The organism is Streptomyces sp. NPDC056452, from assembly GCF_042796085.1.
GTDB lineage: Bacteria > Actinomycetota > Actinomycetes > Streptomycetales > Streptomycetaceae > Streptomyces.
In genome coordinates, this window is record NZ_JBHTRI010000001.1 from 465065 (window position 1) to 487973 (window position 22909).

A 22909-nucleotide genomic window follows, 5' to 3' on the forward strand; every position below is an offset into this window, starting at 1 on the left:
ATACAGGAATGTCTTTAGACGTAACGCGCCGAGGGCGGACCCGCTTCCCCGATTACCGGGAAAGCTGAGATCCGCCCTCGGAAGGTGCTGTGTCGTTCAGCCGCACACCTGAAATCAGGCAGCGACGGGAACGATGTTCACGACCTTGCGGCCACGGTGCGTACCGAACTCCACCGCACCGGCGGTCAGCGCGAACAGCGTGTCGTCGCCGCCACGGCCGACGCCCGTGCCCGGGTGGAAGTGGGTACCGCGCTGGCGGACCAGGATCTCACCGGCGTTCACGGCCTGACCGCCGAAGCGCTTCACGCCGAGCCGCTGGGAGTTGGAGTCGCGCCCGTTCCGAGTGGACGATGCGCCCTTCTTATGTGCCATGTCTCCTCAGTCCCTTACTTCGCAGCCGCGGGGATACCGGTGACCTTGATCGCCGTGTACTGCTGGCGGTGACCCTGGCGGCGGCGGTAGCCCGTCTTGTTCTTGTACCGAAGGATGTCGATCTTCGCACCCTTGTGGTGGTCCACGATCTCGGCCTGGACCTTGATGCCGTCCAGGACCCAGGGGTCGCTGGTCACGGCGTCGCCGTCGACAACGAGCAGGGTCGAGAGCTCGACCGTGTCGCCAACCTTGGCGGTGGGAATCTTGTCAACCTCAACGATGTCGCCGACAGCAACCTTGTGCTGGCGACCACCGCTGCGCACGATGGCGTACACGCGGATCTCTCTCTCACTCGGAACGGATCCCCCTGAAGCCAGCCGTTCGCGCAGGCCGGGGCCCACGACAGTCCGGAAGGATGAGCGGCCTCTCACGGGGACGAATCCACCGCGAGGGATGTGCTCAGGGGTAGGCGCACGGAAACACGCCGAGGGTCAAGGCTACGGGGCCGCCGCGGAGGGGTCAAACCGGGTCGCTCCCCCGGCGCCCCGCGCCTGGATCCGGGGGGTCGTATGCTCGCCGGGCAAGTCCGCTCTCCGGAAGGCGCAACACGTGAACTACAGGGTCCAGCCCACCGCCCAGGTCGATGGGAGTGCCGAGATCGGCGACGGCAGCAGCGTCTGGGAGCTCGCGCAGATCCGCGAGGGCGCCAGGCTCGGCGAGGGCTGCGTGGTCGGCCGTGGCGCTTATGTGGGCACCGGCGTGCAGATCGGCAACAACGTCAAGCTGCAGAACTACGCGCTCGTCTACGAGCCGGCCGAGCTCGGCGACGGGGTCTTCGTCGGTCCCGCCGTCGTTCTCACCAACGACCACAACCCGCGCTCCGTCGACCCCGAGGGCAAGCAGAAGCGCGGCGGCGACTGGGAGGCCGTCGGTGTGAAGGTCGCCGAGGGCGCTTCGCTCGGCGCCAGGTCCGTGTGTGTCGCGCCGGTACGGATCGGGCGCTGGGCCATGATCGCCGCGGGTGCCGTGGTCACGAAGGACGTGCCGGACTTCGGCCTGGTCGTGGGCGTGCCCGCCCGCCGGATCGGCTGGGTCGGCCGGTCCGGTGTGAAGCTCGTCGAGCGTGCGGACGAGCCCGGTGTCTGGGAGTGCCCGCAGACGGGCACCCTGCACGACGAGAGCGACGGCGTGCTCACGGAGCGTGCCGCCCGGGCGCTCTGACCCGAGGACGTCGCGCGCGGCCCGCCCCGATGCCCCGGTCGGCATCGGGGCGGGCGTGCGTCGGGCCACCTGGCGTCTGCCGCGCGTTCGGTGGGCAGCCACTCTTCCGTTACCCACGCGAAGCCCGTACGGTCCGAGTTCCTGACTCGAACGTGGAGCTTCGCTGTGCTGACACCTCGCCTCTCCGACGAACGCCTCGTCGGTCTCGCACGCTGGGCCACCGACCGGATGGCACGCGTCAAGAACCCGGTCCTGGCGGAGCGGGTGCTCGGCGTGGCCGGTCACCGCATCCAGGACTCCCGGACCAGGGCCGACGTACTGGTGGAGGCCGCGGAGGCCCGGCTCGCCCTCGGTCACATACCCCGCCATCTGACGCAGGCGTACGCGGCGGAGCTGGCGTGTGCCGACGAGCACCACAAGGCCGGCCGGCGCAGCGCCGCCGCGGCCTCGGCCGCCAAGGCCCTGATCCTCGCCTTTCACCGGGTCGCCCACCTCGACAGCCTCGCCTCGCCGCTCGCCACCGACCCCGCCAGGTTCACGGCGCCGCTCCGCCGCAGCCGGGTGCTGCGGGCCCTGAGGGCACCGCGCGGGCGCACCGCTCCGGCAGCCGCGCCGCCCACCGACCGGCCGCTGCGGCTGCTCTTCGTCCACAGTGCGAACGCGAACTTCCTGCCGCCGATCCTCGACCGCTACGGGGCGCACCCGGACGTCGAGGTCCGCGTCATGAACACCGCGGACACCCCGGCGACGGCGCCGCTCGCCAAGGGCATGGGCCGGATGATCGCCTGCGGTATCGGGGGCGGGCGCGACTACGCCGCGCAGGCGGAGACGGCGATGCGCCCGCACCTCGACTGGGCCGACGTCGTGTTCGTCGACTGGTGCACGGCTGCCGCCGCCTTCCTCACGCTCGTCGACCCCGGTACGACCCGGGTCGTGGTGCGTCTGCACAGTTTCGAGGCGTTCAGCTACTGGCCCCACCTGGTGGACTTCTCCCGTGTCGACGACGTGGTGTTCGTCAGCGAGCACCTGCGGGACCTCGCACTCGCCTCGCTCCCCCGGCTGCGGGAGCCGGGCGCTCCGGCCGTTCATGTCATCGACAACGCGGTCGAACTCACCCGTTTCCCGCTGCCCAAGAAGCCCGAGGCCCGGTTCACGCTCGGCCTGGTGGGCGCCGGCCAGGTCGCCAAGGACCCCCGTTGGGCCCTGGAGGTGCTGCGGCTGCTGCGGCAGAAGGACAAGCGCTACCGCCTGCATCTGATCGGCAGTCCCATGAACCCCGCCGACAGCCCCGCTCTCGCCCGCTACCACGAGGCGTTCACCTCCGACCTGGCACCGCTCGTCTCCGCCGGGGCGGTGCAGGTGACGGGGCAGACGGACGATGTGCCCGCGGCACTGACCGAGGTCGGGCTGATCCTCAGCACGTCCGTCCGCGAGAGCTGGCACCTGGGCCTGATCGAGGGAGCCGCGAGCGGCGCGGTCCCGGTCGTACGCGACTGGCCCTTCTTCGCGGACATGCCGCGGGGTGCCCGTTCGCTCTTTCCCGGTTCCTGGGTGGTGTCCTCGCCCGCCGAGGCGGCCGAGCGGATCCTCGCGGTCAACGCATCCGAGGAGACCTGGCTCGAGGCCGGTCACGAGGCCTCCGAGCAGGCGATCTCGACCTGGGACTGGCAGACGGTCGGTCCGCAGTTCGACCGGCTGCTGATCACCCGGTCCGCGGAGATCCCCGCCCAGAGGGCCGTACGGACCACGGCCGAGTGACGTGCGGCCGGGCCGCGGGCGCACGCACCCCGGTCATGGTCTGTTCATAGGCTCTTTAGGATGACCGGACACAGCACCGCCGTCACGTGCCCAGTACAAGCCTAACGAGGCCGCCATGCCCCAGACCGAGGTCCAGGTGCCCAGCCAGCCGGCTGTCACCGCGACTGCCGTTCAGCCCAGTCCCGCCAGGGCGCCCGGGCCGCGGCTGCACGCCCTGGACGCGCTGCGGGTCGTCGCCGCGCTCGCCGTGCTCGCCTTCCACTTCACCGGGGTGGACGCCGCGACGAAGGCCAACTGGGGGGTGAACCCCAAGGAGCTGTTCCCGTGGCTCTTCCCGGTGACGTCCTACGGGTCCTACGGTGTCCAGCTCTTCTTCCTGATCAGCGGCTTCGTGATCTGCCTGTCCGCGTGGGACCGCACCCCGGGCCAGTTCGTGCGGGCCCGGTTCCTGCGGCTGTTCCCGGCCTACTGGTTCTCGGCCGCCGTCGCTTTCGCGGTGTGGCGCGCGCTGCCGGACGGCACGCGCACGGGTCCGAGCATCAGTGAGTCGCTCACGAACCTGACGATGCTCCAGGTGCCCTTGTCGGCCCAGCATCTGGTGGGTGCCTATTGGACGCTCTGGGCCGAGCTGACCTTCTACCTGATCTTCCTCCTGGTGATCTGGAAGGGCCTCGACTACCGCCGTGTCAGCGTCTTCTGCTGGCTGTGGCTGCTGGCGAGTGTGCTGATCCAGCAGGAGAACAACCAGGTGCCGATCCTCGGCATCTTCGCCCAGCCGCTCAACACCGCCCTGTTCGTCGGCGGCATCGCGATGTACCTGATGTACCGCTTCGGCCCGGACCTCAAGCTCTGGGGCCTGCTCGCCGCGAGCTGGCTGGTCATGCAGAGCGACCTGGTCCAGCACGCCGACGGTCTGCGCCACGACCGGGGCATGGACCGTCAGCCGTACGTGGCGCTGGCACTGGTGACCGTCTTCTACCTGCTCGTGCTGGCCGTGGCGCTCCACAAGCTCGACAGGATCCGCTGGACCGGGTTCGCCACCCTGGGCGCACTCGTCTACCCGCTGTACCTGCTGCACGAAGAGCTCGGCTGGGCCCTGATCCGGAACCTGTACGGGCATCTGGGCGCCTGGCCCACGCTCCTGGTGACCACGGCCGTCATCCTGCTGGCGGCCTGGCTGCTGCACCGGCTGGTGGAACGCCCCTCGCAGCGCTGGCTGCGCGCCAGGCTGGACCGGGAGGCACGGGAGGCCGCGGCCCGCACCGAGCGGTCCAAGGCCGTCTGACACCCCCCTGAACGGACGATGGGCCCCACCCGGCAGTGCCGGGTGGGGCCCATCGCGTGGCGGAGAAGCGGTCAGCCGCCGATGACGACGCGGCGGACGCCGGCCCAGTTGGCCGGGTCGGTCGTACGGCGGCCGTCGACCAGGACGCGGACGTCCGGCAGGTCGGCGGCGGCCAGCTCGCGGTACTCGGCGTGGTCGGCCTGGAGGATCGCGGCGGTGACGGCCTGGCCCTCGTGCGGCACGAGGCCGTGGGCGGTCAGCTCGTCGGCCGTGTACATCGGGTCCGAGACGAACGGCATCGCGCCGCGCGCCTTCAGGGCCTCCACGACGCCGAAGACACCGGAGAACGCGATTTCCTTGACGCCACCGCGGTAGGCGGCGCCCAGCACCACCACACCGACACCGTTCAGGTCGCCGTAGGCGGCGGCCAGCAGGTCGACGGCGTACTCGGGCATCGCGGCGTTGGCCTCACGGGCCGAGCGCACGACGGTGGCCTCCGGGTCGTTCCACAGGTACATCCGCGGGTAGATCGGGATGCAGTGCCCGCCGACGGCGATGCCGGGCTGGTGGATGTGGCTGTAGGGCTGGCTGTTGCAGGCCTCGATGACCTTCTTGATGTCGATGTCGTTCTTGTCGGCGAACCGGGCGAACTGGTTGGCCAGACCGATGTTGACATCGCGGTAGGTGGTCTCGGCGAGCTTGGCGAGCTCGGAGGCCTCCGCCGTACCGAGGTCCCACACACCGTTCGCACGGGGCAGGTCCTCGCGGTCGTCGAAGTCGAGCACGGCCTCGTAGAACTCCACACCGCGCTGCGCGGAAGCCTCGTCGATGCCGCCCACGAGCTTCGGGTAGCGGCGGAGGTCGGCGAAGACGCGGCCGGTCAGGACCCGCTCCGGGGAGAAGACGAGGTGGAAGTCCCTGCCCGGCGTGAGGCCCGAGCCCTCGGCGAGCATCGGTGCCCAGCGGGTACGGGTGGTGCCGACCGGCAGCGTGGTCTCGTAGCTGACGAGGGTGCCCGGCTTGAGGCCTGCGGCGATCGCCTTCGTCGCGGCGTCCATCCAGCCGAAGTCCGGGGTGCCCTCGGCGTCCACGAAGAGCGGTACGACCACCACGACGGCGTCGGACGCGGCCACGGCGGCCGTGGTGTCCGTCGTCGCGGAGAGCAGGCCGGCGCCCACGGTCTCCTTGAGCTTGACGTCCAGGTCGTGCTCGCCGGGGAACGGCTCGGTGGCCGCGTTGACCAGCTCGACGACCTTCTCGTTGACGTCCGCGCCAATGACCTTGTGGCCCTTGGCGGCGAACTGCACGGCGAGCGGAAGGCCGATCTTGCCGAGCGCGACTACACAGATGTTCATCGGGTTACTTTCCTCTTCAGCCTGGACAGCATGTGGCGCAGCCGCTTGCCCGCACCGGGTTTGATCTCCCACAGGGGTGCCGTGGTGATCACGAGGCGGCCCTTGGGATTCTGGTTCGCCGCGACCCTGTACGGGACGGCCTGCCGCCAGCGGCGGGCCAGGGGCAGCGGCCTGCCACCGGTCTTCACCGGGATCTCGTACGTCGAGCCCGCCAGGTCCACGTACACGCGGACACCGAGCTTCGACTTCGCCGCGTGGACGGGGATCCGGCCCCGCAGCGTCGTCGCCCGCCCGTCATCGGCGGTACCGAGGGTGAACTCACCCTCCGGTGCCGGCAGTTCGTGTCCCGGCGGCAGTCGTCGCGCGCCGGGCTTGTCCGCGCTCTTCGGCATGGCGCCCTTGGCCAGGCGCACGGTCACCGAACCGGTGTCGCCGAGGACCCCGATCCGCGCCGAGACGACCAGGTGCAGGTCGTCGCCCGCCTGGTCCCACTCGGCGGCGAGCAGTTCCGTCCCCTGCGCAAGCCGCCCGGGAACGGCCTCGCCGACCAGCTCGTAGTAGCGGTCGGGGAAGCCGAGGGACTCGTCGCGGAAGCCGGGGTACAGGGCGAATGCCTTGTCGCCCTCGATACGGAAGGGCGGGGCGCCCTGCTCCGCCTCCTCGGTGATCGCCCGGATCAGCTCGTCGACGGCACCCGCCCGCGCGAGACAGATCCGCACCCGGCGCTTGACGTCCAGGGAGTCCCTGAGCGCGTCGGTGAGGTAGTCGTCGGCGAGCGCCGCGATTCCTTCGCAGACCTCGCGCCGCGTCTCGGCGTCGAGGGCGGGGAAGTCGTCCTGGACGAGCTTGGCGAGCTCCCAGGTGAAGTGGCGCTGGAAGAGGGCGTCCCGGTCGGGGCCCGCTTCGACCAGGGAGGCCGCGTGCTTCATGATCGCGGCCGTGCAGCGCAGCCGGGACAGGTGATTGGCCCGGTAGGTGATGTTGCTGGCATCACCGCGCTTCACCGCGTAGTAGAAGGTGTAGTCCGAGAGCACCGAGATCTTTCGGGCCCGGAAGCACGCCTCTATGGTGAACGGCTGGTCGCTGCCGACCGGCAGGTCCTCCGGGAAACGCAGCCGGTGCTTCTCGACCAGCTCGCGGCGGAAGAGCTTGGTGTTCGCCAGCGTGAAGGGCAGGCTGGAGTGGAACAGGCTGACGTCCGGGTCGTTCTTCTTGTACAGCTTCTGGTGGACGTACCGGCCGTTGGTTCCGACCATCTTGCCGACGACCACGTCGGATTCGTGCTCGTCCGCGTAGGCCACCATCCGCTCCAGGGCTTCCTCGCCCAGGTAGTCGTCGGAACCTATGAAGTAGACGAACCGGCCGGTGGCCACCTCCAGCGCCCTGTTGCTGGGCGCGGCGGGACCGCCCGAGTTGGCCTGGTGGATGACCTTGACCGTACCGGGGTACCGCTCGGCGAACCGGTCGAGCTCGGCGCCGCTCTCGTCCGTCGATCCGTCGTCGACCGCGACGACCTCGAGCCGGTCGAGGCCGATGCTCTGCCCGATGAGCGAGTTCAGACACTCCGTCAGGTAGGGCATCGTGTTGTAAACGGCGACAACCACACTGACGTCAGGAGCCGTCGTCATAGTCTGTTTTCCGCCTTCTCGCGGTCTGAGAGCAGATTGGTGTACAGGCCGTCGAGAACCTCGGCCTGCGCTTCCCAGGTCCAGGTGTCCAGCAGCCCGGGCTTGTCGTAAGCAGCGCGGTAGCGCTCGGGATCGGCCAGCACCTGCTTGATCGCGCGGACCAGATCGGGAACGTCCTCAGCGGTGCAGACCTCGCCCTGACCGGTCGAACGGGTCACCTCGGACATGGTCTTCACATCGCTGACGACCAGGGGCAGCCGGGCGTGCGAGTACTCGAAGAACTTGGTGATCAGAGCGATCTCGTGGTTCGGCCAGTGGTGGATCGGGATGCAGCCGGCGTTCGCCGCGGACAGGAACTGCACGACCTGCCAGTGCGGTACGTACGGAACCGCGTGCAGGCGGTCGCCCGCCCCCAGCTCCTCGGCCCGGGCCAGGAGGCCCTTTATGTAGCCGGCGGCCGGGCTGGGAACGACGAACGCCATGTGCACGCCGTCGAGATGCGGCAGTGCCTCCACCAGGTCGCCGAGGCCACGCTGCGGACCGGGCGAGCCGCTGTAGACGACCAGCGGAACATCCGGGCCGATGCCGCACAGTTCACGCAGATCCGGAACCGGGTCGGCGTCGTCCTCGTCGAGCCGCTCGAGGGGCCGGTCGGGCGCGTTGAGGACGACCGTCGGCTGCTCGGCCAGGGAGTGGCGCTCACGCAGCAGATCGCCGAGGCCCTCGGAGACGGTCACCACCGCGTCCGCGTACGGGGCGAACTCGCTCTCGTGCGCCGTGTTGCCCGGAATCCAGTGCGCGTTGTCCTCCCACGGGCGGACGCCCGGCAGGAACTCGTGCGCGTCCCAGACCAGCTTGACCTTCCGGCCCGCGGCCCTGGCGCGGACCGCCGCGCGGGCGCCGACACCGAGCATCCGGAAGTCGTTGGCGTGGATCAGGTCCGGCTTGAGGGCGTCGATCTCCTTGCCGTACGTGAGCTCGTAGTCCCACAGTGCGGGCTCGAGCCTGCGCCAGGCCCTGTTCCCCTTGGCCCTCTTCCAGGCCGCGGTGAACGCCCGGTCCAGCGGCCCCTGGAGCCGGCGGCCGGCCTTCTGCGCCTCGGTGGACTGGCGGGACCGGAGTTCGATCCAGCGCTGCATCACCTTCGACGCCGGCCCGGCCACCTTGAGGCGGGCCTGCTCCGTCCTGCGGAAGCCCGGGGTGCCGACTGCCTGCGGCGCCACCTTGAGCGCGGCACGGCGGGTCGCCACATCGGCGCGCCACGCCTTCGCCCACTGCCTGCGGTAGGCGGCGAGCGGACCGGGCGGATACGCCAGGGGACGACGCAGCAGCGAGCGGTGCCGCTCGGCATGCCGCTTCGCCAGGGGCGTCTTCAGCGGCAGCAGCCGCACGTCGGCGTCGCCCAGCTTCCAGCTGCGCCCGCTGCCCGAACGGACCAGGCCCAGCAGCGTCACGTCCCAGCCGGCCGCGGCCATGGACTCGGCAGCCTTCTGTACGCGCGAATCGCCTTCGACCTTGTTGTCGACCAGCATGACGACCCGGCCCCTGACGGGCCTGTCGGTGCCGAGTTCCTGCGTCTCCATCAACAACCTTTCCCCCGAACGCGTCACTTGAGAAAACCGCTCAGTACCTGGGCGGTCCAGCGTCCGTCATGGTAAGTACGCGCGAATTCCACCGAGGCGCGGCCGATGGCCGCGGTTCCCTCGCGATCCTCGATCAGGGAGCCCAGCACCTCGCGCAGGGTGTCAGGAGTGGCGCTGACGATCGGCAGTTCCCCGTTCGTCGTGGCCTTCACCGCGTCGCTGATGTAGCCGACGACCGGCTTTCCGGCCGCCATCGCCTCCACGGCGAACGTGCCGTAGCTGCCGGTGGTGAACTGGTCCAGGACGAGGTCGCTCTCCTTGACCAGCGCCTGCATCTCGGCCCAGGGGATGTCCTCGGCGAGCCTGAAGTCGATCACGCCCTTGTCGTGCAGCTCGGTGAGCACGGGCATGATGCGGTCCGTGCCCTTCGTCCAGCGCTTGGACGGGGCGTGCATCACGATCGGCCGCTCGCGCTCCATCACGGGACGGTCGGCCGCCCACGAGGCGACGTCGACGACGAGCGGCGCCCACTTGGCCGACGGCAGGTCGTCCAGCAGGTCGGGGGTCGTGACGAAGAGCGGCAGGCCGCATTCGTCGGCGATCCGCCGGTTGGCCTCGGCCTTGGCCTGGAGCTTCTCGGCGATGCCCTCGGGGGCGTCCCGGAACAGCGAGAACTCGTGGCGCTCCAGGTGCCGGGCCGGGTTGCGGATGTCGCTGCCGTGCGACAGCAGCGCCACCTTGATACGGGCCTTGCGCAGCGCGGCCAGATCGCCGGCGACGGTGTCGCCGTTGAGCCGTCCGAAGACCGGCATGAAGGCGTCGACGATCAGGTGGCTGTAGCGGCCGACCACCCGCTTCACCTGTTCCAGCTGGACGTCGAGCTCGCCGAGCCGGGAGGCGTCGACGTAGACGTCCGCGGGGTAGTCGAAGGTGTCCGCCCGCTGGTTCATGACCACTTCGACGGACACATCCGGATTCGCCTGCGACACTGCCTGCGCGAACGCGGCACCCTGACCGGCGTAGTTGGCCGGTCCGATGCCCAGCTTCACGGGTGTCGAGCCGAGGGGGGTCCAGACCGGTACACCGGACTTGCCGCTGCTCGCACCGAGCGGTGCGGCCCCCGGCGTCTCCTGGACGGTCCACGACACCTCGGCGACGGGCACCGGCGGCGTCTTCTTCGACAGGGTGCGGTACAGCTCGAGCAGCCCGGCGCTCTGCTGCTCCCAGGAGAGCTCCTTGAGCACGTCCTCGGTGATGTGCGCGGCGAGCTCGCCGCGGCTCTTCAGCGCGCGGGACGCGGCGGCCGCGAAGGTGGTCGGGTCGTCCCAGGTGAAGACCTCGCCGAGGCCCTTCTCCTCCACGTACGCCTTGATCACCCGTACGTCGCTGGTGACCAGGGGAAGACCGGCCTGAAGGTACTCGGACACCTTCGTCGGCAGCGAGACCTCGCAGTTGGGGACCCGCTTGAACGGGGTCAGGCCGACATCCGCCGAGGACAGGTAGTCCGCGACCTCGTGCTGCGACACATAGGGCACCAGGTGGATGCGGTCGCGCACACCGAGTGTCTCGGCCGTTGCCAGCAGCTGCTCCAGCAGCGGGGTCACACGGCTGCAGACGAGCGCCAGGTGCACGCCGGGCAGTTCGGGAAGCCCGTCGATGACGGCGTCCACACCGCGCTCCGGGCCGAGCCAGCCCGAGTACACCATCAGCGGGACCTCGGGTCCCAGACCGCACACCTCGCGGACGGACGAGCGCACCGAGCCGGAGCCGATGACCTCGCGGACCGGGGAGTTGCCCACGACGAGGGGTGCCTCGGAGAGCTTGTGGTCGTTCTTGAGCAGCTCGGCCAGCTGCGGGGACACGGTGACCACCGCGTCCGCGCGGCCGATGTACTCGGCCTCGGCCGCCGGAAGGGCGTAGCCCTGGCGCGGGTTGGGCCATTCGACGCCGCGGATGTACTCGTGCGCGTCGTAGAGCCAGGCACAGCGGTGACCGCTCGCCCGGAGCCGCGCCGCACTGCGCGCGGCCGTCACGATCATGGTGGCGTCGTTGGCGTGGATGACGTCCGGCTTGAGTTCCTCGATCACCGGACCGAACGCCAGGTCGAGATCGACCAGCTGCGGCCAGTCCCGGCGCCAGTCGCGGACCGGATCCTTCGGCGTCCGGCGCTGCTCCCACTTGAACGCCCGTACCCGCAGCTTGTAGACAGCGCGGCGCGCGCGCAGCACGGCCTTCAGGGACGCCCGCCGGGGCGCGCCCGACCAGGTCGTCTCGGCCGACGTCTGGCGCACCCAGGCCCGGTAGGAGGCACGGTAGTGGCTCAGAGCCGCCTGGTCGTGGATACGGAACTGGGTCATGGCTCCACGCAGCGGATGAGCTCTGCGGGCCTTCACCGACCGTACGTACTCCGCGGAAACGGGGACCCGGACCACCTGGATCGGTCCCATCCTCGACCGCTGGACACGCTTGGTGTCACTCCTGCCGATCAGCGTGACGTCCCAGCCGTCGCGGGCGGCGGCCACAGCCGTCTTCTGGACCCGCGAGTCGCCCGTGATGCCGTTGGCGACGATCACGGCGAGCCGCGGTCGGCGGGCAGGGGATTTCATTCTGTACTTCCTCCGGTGGAAGACAAACGAGCCGGTACCCGCTGCGCACTCCCCAGGAGTGCGCAGCGGACCGGGCAGATGAGCGATATGCCCGCTGCCGGGGCTTCAGCCCGCCGCACTGTTGGTGTCCAGGCGGACGGTCGTGCCGCTCACGGCCGACTCGAGGACCGCGGCAGCCACCTCAACGGTACGCAGGCCCTGCCTCAGGGTGCAGATATCGGCGTCCGTACCCAGCACAGCGTCCCTGAAGAGCTCGTGCTCGACAAGCAGCGGCTCGCGCTTCGGGATCGCGTAACGGATCATGTCGCCCTCGGAGACACCGCGGAACGCGCGCAGCGCCTCCCACTCGGTGGTGACCGCGGCGTTCGAGTGGAACGTGAGGTCGGCGGTGAGGGTGTCGGCGATGTAGCAGCCGCGCTCGCCGGTGACCGACGTGAAGCGCTCCTTGAGGGGGCTCAGCCAGTTGACCAGGTGGTTGACCATGGTGCCGTCGGAGAGCTGGCCCACGGCGGAGACCATGTCCTCGTGCGGGCGGCCGGACTTCGACACGGTGTGGGCCGCGATCGACGTGTACGTCTGGCCGGTCACCCAGCCCGTCAGGTCGATGTCGTGCGTGGCGAGGTCCTTGACCACGCCGACGTCCGCGATCCGGTGCGGGAACGGGCCCTGGCGGCGGGTGACGACCTGGAAGACGTCGCCGAGCTCGCCGGCCTCCAGACGGCTGCGCAGCGAGCGCAGGGCCGGGTTGCAGCGCTCGATGTGGCCGACTCCGGCCACCAGGTTGCGCGACTCGAAGGCCTCGACGAGGCGGCGGGCGCCCTCGACGGTGTCGGCCAGCGGCTTCTCGATCAGGGCGCAGACACCGGCGTCGGCCAGCTGCAGGCCGACCGTCTCGTGCAGTGCGGTCGGGCAGGCCACGACCGCGTAGTCGACCCCGAGGGCGATGAGCTCCTCGACGGTCGACAGGACGGGGGCTCCCTGCGCCCAGCCGTTCTTGTCGCCCATCGGGTCGACGACGCCGACCAGGGTCACGCCTTCGAGTCCGGCCAGCACACGGGCGTGGTGGCGCCCCATGGAGCCCAGGCCGATGAGCCCGGCCCTCAGTACGGCGGCGGTCACAGGCTCTCCCCCAGTGCGTTCACGGCGTTGGCGATGCGCTCCAGCTCACCCTCGCTGAGTGACGGGTGGACGGGCAGCGAGACGACCTCGGCGGCCGCGCGCTCGGTCTCCGGCAGGTCCCAGGTGCGGCCGGCCTTCTGGTCCGGCTCCCAGTACGGCTTCAGCCGGTGGATCGGGGTCGGGTAGTAGACGGCGTTGCCGATGCCCGCCTCGGTGAGCTTCGCCATCGCGGCGTCGCGGTCGCCCTGCACCCGGATCGTGTACTGGTGGTAGACGTGGCGGGCACCCTCGGCGACCGGCGGCGTCGTCACGTTCGGTGCGGTGATGTGCGCGTCGAGGTACGCGGCGTTGGAGCGGCGCTGCTCGGTCCAGCCGCCGACCTTGGTCAGCTGCACGCGGCCGACGGCTGCGGCCACGTCCGTCATGCGCACGTTGGCGCCGACGATCTCGTTGGCGTACCGCTGCTCCATGCCCTGGTTGCGCAGGAGGCGCAGGGTGCGGGCGAGCTCGGCGTCGGCCGTGGTGACCATGCCGCCCTCGAGGGAGTGCATGTTCTTCGTCGGGTAGAAGCTGAACGTTCCGCCTTCGCCGAACGCACCGACGGGGGTGCCGTTCAGGGCGGCGGCGTGGGCCTGGCACGCGTCTTCGACGACGGCCAGTTTGTGCTTCGCCGCGATGGGCATGAGCTTGTCCATCGCCGCCGGGTGGCCGTACAGGTGCACCGGCATGATCGCGGCGGTGCGCGGCGTGATGGCCGCCTCGACCGCGGCGGGGTCCAGGCCGTAGCTGCCGGGCTCGATGTCGGCGAAGACGACATCGGCACCGACGAGACGGACCGCGTTCGCGGAGGCCGCGAAGGAGAAGGAAGGGACGATCACCTCGTCGCCCGGGCCGATGCCGAGGGCCAGCAGCAGAAGGTGCAGCGCGGAGGTACCGGAGTTGACGGCGACACAGTGCCGGCCGTCGACCAGCTCGGAGAAGCCCTCTTCGAAAGCCGCGACCTCCGGCCCCTGTACGACGCGGCCACTGCGCAGCACGCGTACCGCAGCCTCGATCTCTTCTTCACCGATGACCGGGCGGGCAGCAGGAATCGGCTGCTCGTTGATGCTCGTCATGGACGTCCTCCTTGAACACCGCAAGAGCTCTTTACAGGCAGAGGTCTGGGGTGCGGGACGTCTTACGAGGCCGCGCATAACCCCACCGGCACAATGCCGACGCCCTACCGAGGAATCTGGGCCCAGTCTGTCCTGAACCGGGTCGGTCACCGACCGTAGTCCCGTTGAGGGACCTGAACAGGCCGACGACCGCCGTCACATTATCAGGGATTTCTCAGGTGATTTCGGGCCCGTTAACCCGCTAGTGCATCAGTTCTGAAACAAAGCAGGTGTCCCGCCCCGAAGGCTTCGGGGCGGGACACGGATCGATGAACAACCGGTTACGAAATGCTCAGTCGACCGTTGGTCAGGACTCGTCGGCCGGTGCGGAAGCGGTCACGGAAGGCGACGACTGCTCGGCGGCGACGGTCTTCTTGGCCGTTGCCTTCTTCGCGGTCGTCTTCTTCGCGGTCGTCTTCTTCGCAGCGGTCTTCTTCGCGGCCGTCTTGGTGACCGCCTTCTTGGCCGGGGCCTTCTTGGCGGCCTTGCGGACGGCCTTCTTGGCCGGGGCCTCGGACTCGTCCGCAACCGGGGCGTCGGACGGGGCCGACTCGGTCGCGGGGCTGCCCGTGACCACGACGACCGCCGCCTCGTCCGCACCGGTCGGCGAACCTGCCGGAGCGGTGACCTTGCGGGTCGCCCGGCGGCGGGCACGCGGCGGGGCGGCCGGAGCGGACACCTCGCCGGCTGCCGGTGCCTCAGGCGCCGGAGCCTTGGCCGCGGGGGCCTCGACGACCGGGTCCTCGACCGCTACGGGTTCCGCGGCGGGCTCGGCCGGCGTGACCGGCTGCGCGACATCGGCCGACTTGGGAGTACCGGCCGGAGAGGTCGCCTTGCGGGTCGCCCTGCGGCGCGTACGCCCCGCGGGTGCGGGCTCGGCCTCGGGGGCCGGGACGACAGCCGGGGTCTCGGCGACCGGCTCGGCCTGCGGCTCCGCCTCGACGGCCGGGGCAGGCTCGGCCACGGGAGCGGGGGCGGCCTGCGGCGTGCCGGCCGGAGCCGACACCTTGCGGGTCGCGCGCCGACGGCCACGGCCGCGCGTCGCTGCCGCCTCCGCCTCGGCCGGGCTGCTGTACAGCTCCTCGTCCGCGACGAACTCCGGCTCGGGCAGCGCGATCGGGGCTGCGACCTCGGCCGCCACCTCGTCCTCGCTCTCGACCGCGTGCTCGTCGTGCTCGTGGTCCTGGACGTGCTGGTCGTGGTCGTGGTCGTGCTCCTGGCCGGCGCCACCGCGTCCGCGCTTCTTCGAGCGCTTGCCGCCGCCACCGCCGCCACCGACGGACGTCGGCTGCTCCATGTGCACGATCACGCCGCGTCCGTTGCAGTGGACACAGGTCTCGGAGAAGGACTCCAGCAGGCCCTGACCCACGCGCTTGCGCGTCATCTGGACCAGGCCCAGCGACGTGACCTCGGCGACCTGGTGCTTCGTACGGTCCCGGCCCAGGCACTCCAGCAGTCGCCGCAGCACCAGGTCCCGGTTGGACTCCAGCACCATGTCGATGAAGTCGACGACGACGATGCCACCGAGGTCGCGCAGCCGCAGCTGGCGCACGATCTCCTCGGCCGCCTCCAGGTTGTTCTTGGTGACGGTCTCCTCGAGGTTTCCGCCCTGCCCGGTGAACTTGCCGGTGTTGACGTCGACGACGACCATCGCCTCGGTCTTGTCGATCACGAGCGAGCCGCCGCTGGGCAGGTAGACCTTCCGGTCCAGTGCCTTCATCAGCTGCTCGTCGATCCGGTACGTCGCGAAGACGTCGACCTCGGAAGTCCAGCGCGACAGACGGTCCGTGAGGTCCGGTGCCACGTGCGAGACGTAGCCGTGGATGGTCTCCCAGGCGTCCTCACCGCTGACGATGACCTTCGAGAAGTCCTCGTTGAAGATGTCGCGGACGACCCGGACGGTCATGTCCGGCTCGCCGTACAGAAGCGTCGGGGCGTTGGTGCTCCCGCTGCTCTTCGACTTCTTCTGGATCTCTTCCCACTGGCCCTGCAGCCGCTCGACATCGCGGCGCAGCTCGTCCTCGCTCGCGCCCTCGGCGGCGGTGCGCACGATGACGCCCGCGTCCTCGGGAACGATCTTCTTGAGGATGGTCTTCAGCCGGGCCCGCTCGGTGTCGGGCAGCTTGCGGCTGATGCCGGTCATCGAGCCCTCGGGCACGTAGACCAGGTAGCGGCCGGGCAGCGAGACCTGGCTGGTCAGGCGGGCGCCCTTGTGGCCGATCGGGTCCTTCGTGACCTGTACGAGGACCGACTGGCCGGACTTCAGCGCGGTCTCGATACGGCGCGGCCCGTGGGCCATGCCGAGCGCCTCGAAGTTGACCTCACCGGCGTACAGCACCGCGTTGCGGCCCTTGCCGATGTCGACGAACGCGGCCTCCATGGACGGCAGTACGTTCTGCACCTTGCCCAGGTAGACGTTGCCGACGTAGCTGGTGGCCTGCTCCTTGTTGACGTAGTGCTCGACGAGCACGTTGTCCTCGAGGACGCCGATCTGGGTGCGCTCGCCGCTCTGGCGGACGACCATGACGCGCTCGACGGCCTCGCGGCGCGCCAGGAACTCGGCCTCGGTGATGATCGGGACGCGGCGGCGGCCCTGCTCGCGGCCTTCGCGGCGACGCTGCTTCTTGGCCTCCATACGGGTCGAGCCCTTGATGGACTGGACCTCGTCGAAGCCGGTGCCGGGCTCGCGCTCGGCTTCCTTCTTGCGCGGCTCGCGGACCTTGACGACCGTACGCTCCGGGTCGTCCTGGCCCGAGGGGCCGTCCTCGCCCGAGGCGTCACCGCTACGGCGGCGACGACGGCGACGGCGACGGCTGCTGCTGGATCCGGACGCCGAGGACTCGTGGTCCTCGTCGTTGTCCTCGTCCTGCTCCTGCTCGTCCTCGGAGGCCTCGTCGTGCTGCTCGGCGTCGTCCGCGTCGTTGGTCTCACCGCGACGGCGACGGCGGCCGCCACGACGGCGACGGCGCGAGGGGCGGTCGCCGTACTCGTCCGAGTCGTCCTCGTGCTCGGCTTCCGCCTCGGGCTCGGCCTCGTGCTCGTCCTCGACGGGCTCCTCCACCGGGAGGGTGACGGGCGTCGCGGCCGGCTCGGTCTCCACTGCCTCACCGCGACGGCGGCGACGACGGCGCGAACCGCCCTGCGGCGCGGCCTCGGCGGCCTGCGCGGGTGCGGCGGTCTCCGCCTCGGGCTCGGCCTCGGCGGCCTGTACGGCCTGCGCGGCCTTGCGCGACGCGCGCTCGGGGGCCTTCGGCTCCTCGAACTCGTCGTTCTCCTCGTACTGCGATCCGGAACCGGCGGCAGCCGCTGCGGCGGCCGCGGTCTCCGGGGTCTGGAACATCGGCTCGGCGAAGACCGGTGCCTGGAAGACGGCCACGGCGGGGCGCGTGGCGCGGCGGCTCCTGCGTGCCGGCTCCTCGACCTTGCCGGTGAACTCCGGCCTGCCTGCGGCGGCGGTGGCCCGGCGGCGCTGGCGGCCTCGCGGCGCGGCCTCCTCGACCTCTTCGGTCTCGGCGGCGAGCTCCTCGGCGACAGCCGCGGGAAGGCTCTCACCGGTCTCGGCGGCGGCCTCCTCGGCAGCCTCCTCGGCCGGCTGCGGGGCGCCTGCCGGAGCGGTCGCCTTGCGCACCGCGCGACGACGGCCGCGCGGGGCCTCCGTCACAGGCGCCTCGGCAACCGGTTCGGCGACTTCCGCGACCGGCTCGGCCACGGCCGCGGCCGGAACCTCGGTGGCCTGCGTGCCCTGCGGCGTACCGGCCGGAGCCGACGCACGGCGCCGGGTACGGCCGCGCGGCGCGGCGACGGGTTCGGGGGTCTCAGCGGCCTCGGGGGCGACGGGCTCGGCCTGCTCGGCCACGACGATCTCCTCGGCGGCGGCCTCCGCGTTCTGCGGGGCACCTGCCGGAGCGGTGGCCTTACGGGTGGCACGACGACGGCCGCGCGGGGCCTCGGCGACAGGCGCCTCGGCCACTTCCGCGACCGGCTCGGCGATCTCGGCGACCGGCTCGGCCACGACCTCCGCCGCGGCTTCGGCGTTCTGCGGCGCACCAGCGGGGGCGGTCGCCTTGCGCACCGCGCGACGGCGGGCACGTGCCGGAGGCGCCGGCTCTGCGGCCTCGGGGGCTTCTTCGGTCTCGGCCGGGGTCTCCGCGGGTGCCGCGGCGACGGGCTCCACGACCTCGGGGGTCTCAGGCGCACCCGCGGGGGCGGTCGCCTTGCGCACCGCACGACGGCGGGCACGTGCCGGAGGCGCCGCTTCGGCGGTCTCCGCGGTCTCGGCCTTCGCGGTGCCGGTCGTCCCGGTCAGCGCGGCCTCCTCGGCCGGTATGGCCGGCGTGGCGTCCTCGGCGACGGCCGCACCCGGTGCGCCCGACGGCGGGCCGGCGGGGCGGGAGGCTGCGCGGCGCCTGCGGCGCGGCGGCAGCTTGTCCCCGGGGGTGTTGTCTTCTGTGTTCCCGGCGGTACCGGGTTCGATCGGCTCAAGCATGCGGGCGGTTCTCCCGTCACGCTCCCGGGCGCCGCGCCTGATTCCGGTCCGGCACGGTTCGCGGGAAATGCGCGATACCGCCGTCCGGGGCGCGGGCGCCGCACGGGAGCTGATGTCTGGCTCGCCGGTTCCGTACGCGTGTACGTACGGCCTGGCGAAAGTCTTATGGGGCGGTGCGCGGCCCGACCCAGGTGGCTCCCGAGTCCAAGGGCTGCGCTACAACGACCGCCTTACGCGGAACCTGCACCATCCGGCGCCGTCGCGACGGCGGGCCGGTCGGCCGGAACAAAAACGGCCGTGGCTGCCTCGCGGTCAGGCGCGAGCGGGTCGGTCACCGTGCCGGACTCCTCATCGAAGAGCCCCTGCGCCAGCCTGGTCACCGCTGCGGGGACCGGCGGCGCCAGGTCGGCCACAACTTGGAGACCGGACAGGACGTCGTCGGGTCGCACGGCAGGTGTCACGTGCCGCACTACCAGCCGCAGTATCGCACAGGGCCTGTCCCCGGACCTATCAGGCTGTGGATCAAGAGCCTGCAGTTCGGCGACGGCCGCACGGGCGTCGAAGGTCCGCATCCCGTTCTTCGCGCGGCGCTGGACCTCGACGGTCTCGGCGTCCAGGAAGGCGGCAACGGCCTTCCTGGCGTCCTCGACGTCGACTCCGTCCAGGCGCATCTCCCACACGGAGGCGGTCAGCCGGTCGGCGAGGCCCGAGGTGTGGGCCTCCACCGCGTCGATGATGTCGAGGCCGTCCGGCATCGACGCGTTGAGCAGCTCGCGGAGCGTTCCGGGGTCCCGCGCCTCGGTGAGGGCGATCTCCAGGAACTCGGCCTCGCTGCCCGTACCCGTGGGGGCGGCGTTGGCGTACGACACCTTCGGGTGCGGGGTGAAGCCCGCCGAGTAGGCCATGGGCACCTCGGAGCGGCGCAGTGCCCGCTCGAAGGCGCGCTGAAAGTCTCGGTGGCTGGTGAACCGGAGGCGGCCCCGCTTGGTGTAGCGCAGTCTGATGCGCTGCACCGCCGGTGCGGGCGGCGGGCCTTCGGGCTGTCGCTTGCCCAGTGGTTCTTCTCCTCGGTGCGGGGCGGACGCGGTGGCGCACCGCCCACGAAGTACGGGTGCCCCGGGGTGCCGCTCCGGCTCACCCCCGCTCGACGGTTTTGTCGGCAAGCAGGGAGATCTCGGGCGCGGGCGCCTCGCTGGGGACAGTCGTTGTTCTACCCAGGGTACGCGCAGCGGACCCCTGGAGTTCCCGCACCTCTGTGACCTGCGGCGGTCCCACCAGTGCGCGCCACGCGTCGCGGCGGGCCGCGCGCACGCTCTCGCGGGCCGCGCTCAGCGCACTGCGGACGGCGCGTCCCGCCTCCAGGGCGCCCTGTTTGACGGGGGCCCACACCGCGTCGCGTACGAAGTGTCCGACCGGCGTGCACACCGTGCGGTAGACCCAGGTCACCGGCGCGCCGACCATGTGCCACGCCAGCCACGCCAGGGCGCGGCCGACGGCCCGGGAGATGTATCCGGCGATCCGCCAGGCGACGCCGGCCGCGGCGGCGATCTCCCGGCCGACGGGAGCCAGGACATGCCGGTGCACCCAGGCGAGAGGGAGGACGAGGAGCGCCATGACCAGCCAGACGGCGGCAGCCCCGAGGCCCCGCCCGGTTGCGGCGATCCCGCGCCCCAGCTGGGTGAACACCCACACGATGCCGTGCCCGACCGGGGTGAGCACGTACCGGTACGTCCAGGCGAGGGGCATCACGATCAGGTGGGTGACGAGCCAGTCGGCGGCGATTCCGATCGGCTTCAGGACGTAGCGCCACAGGCCGACCACCGGCCACACCAGGAGCACGGTGAACAGCCCGGCAACAGCGGCGCCGAGCGCACGGCCGGCCGGGACGAGCAGCGTGAGGTACACCCACCGCAGCCCGTGCCCGGCCGGGGTGAGGACGGCCCCGTGGAACCACACCAGCGGGGCGACGATCCCGTAGCGGACGACGGGGACGAGGACATACCGCCACAGCCCGATCCAGGGCCACACGAGGACGGCGACGGCCAGCCACGCGAGGGCCTGCCCGACCGGCGTGAGCACGGTGTCGTACAGCCACTCCAGGGCGCGTCCCAGCGGACGCAGCAGCACACGGTCCAGGACGCGCAGCCCGGCGACGAGCACATCCCAGATCATCCGTACGGGCAGGACGAGAACGAGGACGACGATCCGTACCGGAATCCTGATGAGGGTGGTCAGACAGCCCTCCCCGCCTTCGTACCGCTCGGGCGCCGGCTGCTTGTCGTAGTCCATGCAGTACATGACGCGAAGGCCCGGCCAGGGGTTTCCCCGGCCGGGCCTTCTTCACCGGGCTGTCACCCGGACGCGTGCTTCGGCGCTACTTCACCACGGTGAGCGGCAGGAGCTTCTTGCCCGTCGGACCGATCTGGATGTCCAGGTCGAGCTGGGGGCACACCCCGCAGTCGAAGCAGGGGGTCCAGCGGCAGTCCTCGACCTCGGTCTCGTCGAGCGAGTCCTGCCAGTCCTCCCAGAGCCAGTCCTTGTCGAGGCCGGAGTCCAGGTGGTCCCAGGGCAGGACCTCCTCGTACGTCCGCTCGCGGGTGGTGTACCAGTCGACGTCCACGCCGAAGGCGGGCAGCGTCTTCTCGGCGCTCCGCATCCAGAGGTCGTAGCTGAAGTGCTCGCGCCAGCCGTCGAAACGGCCGCCCGACTCGTACACCTCGCGGATCACCGCTCCGACCCGGCGGTCGCCCCGGGAGAGCAGACCCTCGACGATGCCGGGCTTGCCGTCGTGGTAGCGGAAGCCGATGGACCGGCCGTACTTCTTGTCGCCGCGGATCTTGTCCCGGAGCTTGGCGAGCCGGGCGTCGGTCTCCTCGACGCCGAGCTGCGGGGCCCACTGGAACGGAGTGTGCGGCTTGGGGACGAAGCCGCCGATGGAGACCGTGCAGCGGATGTCGTTCTGGCCGGAGACCTCGCGGCCCTTGGCGATCACGTTGACCGCCATGTCGCCGATCTGGAGGACGTCCTCGTCGGTCTCGGTGGGCAGGCCGCACATGAAGTACAGCTTCACCTGGCGCCAGCCGTTGCCGTACGCGGTGGCGACCGTGCGGATCAGGTCCTCCTCCGAGACCATCTTGTTGATGACCTTGCGCATGCGCTCGGAGCCGCCCTCGGGGGCGAACGTGAGACCGGACCTGCGGCCGTTGCGGGTCAGCTCGTTGGCCAGGTCCACGTTGAACGCGTCGACGCGGGTGGAGGGCAGCGAGAGGCCGATCTTGTCCTCGGTGTACCGGTCGGCGAGGCCCTTGGCGATCTCACCGATCTCGGTGTGGTCCGCGGAGGAGAGCGAGAGGAGGCCGACCTCCTCGAAACCGGTGGCCTTGAGGCCCTTCTCGACCATTTCGCCGATGCCGGTGATGCTTCGCTCCCGGACAGGGCGCGTGATCATGCCGGCCTGGCAGAAACGGCAACCGCGGGTGCAGCCGCGGAAGATCTCCACGGACATCCGCTCGTGGACGGTCTCGGCGAGGGGCACGAGGGGCTGCTTCGGGTACGGCCACTCGTCGAGGTCCATGACCGTGTGCTTGGACACCCGCCACGGCACGCCGGACTTCTTGGGCACGACACGGCCGATGCGGCCGTCGGGGAGGTACTCGACGTCGTAGAAGCCCGGGACGTAGACCCCGCCCGTCTTCGCCAGCCGGAAGAGCACCTCTTCGCGGCCACCGGGCCGGCCCTCGGCCTTCCAGGCGCGGATGATCTCGGTGATCTCCAGGACGGCCTGCTCACCGTCGCCGATGACCGCGCAGTCGATGAAGTCCGCGATCGGCTCGGGGTTGAACGCGGCGTGGCCGCCCGCCAGCACGATCGGGTGATCGACGGTGCGGTCCTTGGACTCCAGCGGGATGCCCGCGAGATCCAGGGCCGTGAGCATGTTGGTGTAGCCGAGCTCGGTGGAGAAGCTCAGCCCGAACACGTCGAACGCGCCGACGGGGCGGTGGCTGTCCACGGTGAACTGGGGCACCTTGTGCTCGCGCATCAGCTCCTCGAGGTCCGGCCAGACGCTGTACGTGCGCTCGGCGAGGACGCCTTCGCGCTCGTTCAGCACCTCGTAGAGGATCATGACGCCCTGGTTGGGCAGTCCGACCTCGTAGGCGTCCGGGTACATGAGTGCCCAGCGGACGTCGCATTCGTCCCACGGTTTGACGGTGGAGTTCAGCTCACCGCCGACGTACTGGATGGGCTTCTGCACATGCGGGAGCAGAGCTTCGAGCTGCGGGAAGACCGACTCGGCAGACATCTGGGGACCTTCGTGAGCTGGCAGGGGTGACCATCAAGCGTA

15 protein-coding genes are annotated in these 22909 nt (G+C 70.7%); 3 read left to right on the forward strand and 12 right to left on the reverse strand.

All coding sequences use genetic code 11. The annotated features are described in order from the left end of the window. Positions 1–114: 114 nt before the first annotated feature. Together rpmA and rplU are read right to left on the reverse strand one after the other, a co-directional pair. Positions 115–372 (reverse strand): 50S ribosomal protein L27, encoded by a 258-nt coding sequence (rpmA, locus tag ACFQ6X_RS02120; protein ID WP_056785490.1) that lies wholly within the window; start codon positions 370–372, stop codon positions 115–117. 14 nt (positions 373–386) lie between these two features. Next, positions 387–707: a 50S ribosomal protein L21 gene (gene rplU / locus ACFQ6X_RS02125; RefSeq protein ID WP_018551604.1), complete on the reverse strand. Its 321-nt coding sequence runs from the start codon at positions 705–707 to the stop codon at positions 387–389. 274 nt (positions 708–981) lie between these two features. Here rplU and ACFQ6X_RS02130 point away from each other — a divergent pair, with 274 nt between their 5' ends. The 3 genes from ACFQ6X_RS02130 (at position 982) to ACFQ6X_RS02140 (ending at position 4636) form a co-directional block, all read left to right on the forward strand. Beyond that, positions 982–1593, forward strand: a complete 612-nt coding sequence (locus ACFQ6X_RS02130; RefSeq protein WP_383174476.1) for an acyltransferase — start codon at positions 982–984, stop codon at positions 1591–1593. 165 nt (positions 1594–1758) lie between these two features. Next, positions 1759–3351: a glycosyltransferase family 4 protein gene (locus ACFQ6X_RS02135; protein WP_383174479.1), complete on the forward strand. Its 1593-nt coding sequence runs from the start codon at positions 1759–1761 to the stop codon at positions 3349–3351. A gap of 115 nt (positions 3352–3466) precedes the next feature. Further along, the gene (locus ACFQ6X_RS02140; RefSeq protein WP_383174482.1) at positions 3467–4636 is read left to right on the forward strand and encodes an acyltransferase family protein; all 1170 of its coding nucleotides are present in this window, start codon (positions 3467–3469) and stop codon (positions 4634–4636) included. A gap of 71 nt (positions 4637–4707) precedes the next feature. On the opposite strand, the gene ACFQ6X_RS02145 is transcribed toward ACFQ6X_RS02140, so the two are convergent. The 10 genes from ACFQ6X_RS02145 to ACFQ6X_RS02190 all read right to left on the reverse strand — a co-directional run bounded on the left by ACFQ6X_RS02145 (position 4708) and on the right by ACFQ6X_RS02190 (position 22867). After that, on the reverse strand, positions 4708–5991 hold the full coding sequence (locus ACFQ6X_RS02145) for a nucleotide sugar dehydrogenase (RefSeq protein ID WP_383174485.1): 1284 nt from the start codon (positions 5989–5991) through the stop codon (positions 4708–4710). Continuing rightward, positions 5988–7619 (reverse strand): glycosyltransferase family 2 protein, encoded by a 1632-nt coding sequence (locus ACFQ6X_RS02150; protein ID WP_383174487.1) that lies wholly within the window; start codon positions 7617–7619, stop codon positions 5988–5990. The genes ACFQ6X_RS02145 and ACFQ6X_RS02150 overlap by 4 nt, the downstream gene beginning before the upstream one ends. Beyond that, entirely contained in the window at positions 7616–9202 is a 1587-nt protein-coding gene (locus ACFQ6X_RS02155; protein WP_383174490.1) for a glycosyltransferase family 4 protein, read from the reverse strand. Before ACFQ6X_RS02155 ends, ACFQ6X_RS02150 begins: the two co-directional genes overlap by 4 nt. A gap of 23 nt (positions 9203–9225) precedes the next feature. Next, complete coding sequence (locus ACFQ6X_RS02160; protein ID WP_383174493.1) at positions 9226–11808, reverse strand: glycosyltransferase family 4 protein; 2583 nt, start codon at positions 11806–11808, stop codon at positions 9226–9228. A 105-nt stretch (positions 11809–11913) separates the two neighbouring features. Further along, a complete protein-coding gene (locus ACFQ6X_RS02165; protein WP_329211123.1) occupies positions 11914–12927 on the reverse strand; it encodes a Gfo/Idh/MocA family oxidoreductase in 1014 nt (337 codons plus the stop codon). Beyond that, complete coding sequence (locus ACFQ6X_RS02170) at positions 12924–14042, reverse strand: DegT/DnrJ/EryC1/StrS family aminotransferase (RefSeq protein ID WP_383174498.1); 1119 nt, start codon at positions 14040–14042, stop codon at positions 12924–12926. The genes ACFQ6X_RS02165 and ACFQ6X_RS02170 overlap by 4 nt, the downstream gene beginning before the upstream one ends. 346 nt (positions 14043–14388) lie before the next feature. Further along, positions 14389–18567 carry an Rne/Rng family ribonuclease gene (locus tag ACFQ6X_RS02175; protein WP_383174501.1) on the reverse strand — a complete coding sequence of 1393 codons (4179 nt, stop codon included), beginning with the start codon at positions 18565–18567 and terminating at the stop codon, positions 14389–14391. Positions 18568–18797: 230 nt separating this feature from the next. Further along, the gene (locus ACFQ6X_RS02180) at positions 18798–19580 is read right to left on the reverse strand and encodes a TIGR03936 family radical SAM-associated protein (RefSeq protein WP_383174504.1); all 783 of its coding nucleotides are present in this window, start codon (positions 19578–19580) and stop codon (positions 18798–18800) included. Positions 19581–19701: 121 nt separating this feature from the next. Further along, positions 19702–20856 (reverse strand): hypothetical protein, encoded by a 1155-nt coding sequence (locus tag ACFQ6X_RS02185; protein ID WP_383174507.1) that lies wholly within the window; start codon positions 20854–20856, stop codon positions 19702–19704. An 85-nt stretch (positions 20857–20941) separates the two neighbouring features. Further along, positions 20942–22867 (reverse strand): TIGR03960 family B12-binding radical SAM protein, encoded by a 1926-nt coding sequence (locus ACFQ6X_RS02190; protein ID WP_329211114.1) that lies wholly within the window; start codon positions 22865–22867, stop codon positions 20942–20944. Positions 22868–22909 lie beyond the last annotated feature (42 nt).

What these genes read in the sequence shown, in the direction of transcription:
- ACFQ6X_RS02140 (WP_383174482.1), top strand. Translation starts at nt 3,467, where the DNA reads ATGCCCCAGACCGAGGTCCAGGTGCCCAGCCAGCCGGCTGTCACCGCG.
- rpmA (WP_056785490.1), bottom strand. Translation starts at nt 372, where the DNA reads ATGGCACATAAGAAGGGCGCATCGTCCACTCGGAACGGGCGCGACTCC.
- ACFQ6X_RS02190 (WP_329211114.1), bottom strand. Translation starts at nt 22,867, where the DNA reads ATGTCTGCCGAGTCGGTCTTCCCGCAGCTCGAAGCTCTGCTCCCGCAT.
- ACFQ6X_RS02145 (WP_383174485.1), bottom strand. Translation starts at nt 5,991, where the DNA reads ATGAACATCTGTGTAGTCGCGCTCGGCAAGATCGGCCTTCCGCTCGCC.
- ACFQ6X_RS02175 (WP_383174501.1), bottom strand. Translation starts at nt 18,567, where the DNA reads ATGCTTGAGCCGATCGAACCCGGTACCGCCGGGAACACAGAAGACAAC.
- ACFQ6X_RS02170 (WP_383174498.1), bottom strand. Translation starts at nt 14,042, where the DNA reads ATGACGAGCATCAACGAGCAGCCGATTCCTGCTGCCCGCCCGGTCATC.
- ACFQ6X_RS02185 (WP_383174507.1), bottom strand. Translation starts at nt 20,856, where the DNA reads ATGGACTACGACAAGCAGCCGGCGCCCGAGCGGTACGAAGGCGGGGAG.
- ACFQ6X_RS02160 (WP_383174493.1), bottom strand. Translation starts at nt 11,808, where the DNA reads ATGAAATCCCCTGCCCGCCGACCGCGGCTCGCCGTGATCGTCGCCAAC.
- ACFQ6X_RS02150 (WP_383174487.1), bottom strand. Translation starts at nt 7,619, where the DNA reads ATGACGACGGCTCCTGACGTCAGTGTGGTTGTCGCCGTTTACAACACG.
- ACFQ6X_RS02155 (WP_383174490.1), bottom strand. Translation starts at nt 9,202, where the DNA reads ATGGAGACGCAGGAACTCGGCACCGACAGGCCCGTCAGGGGCCGGGTC.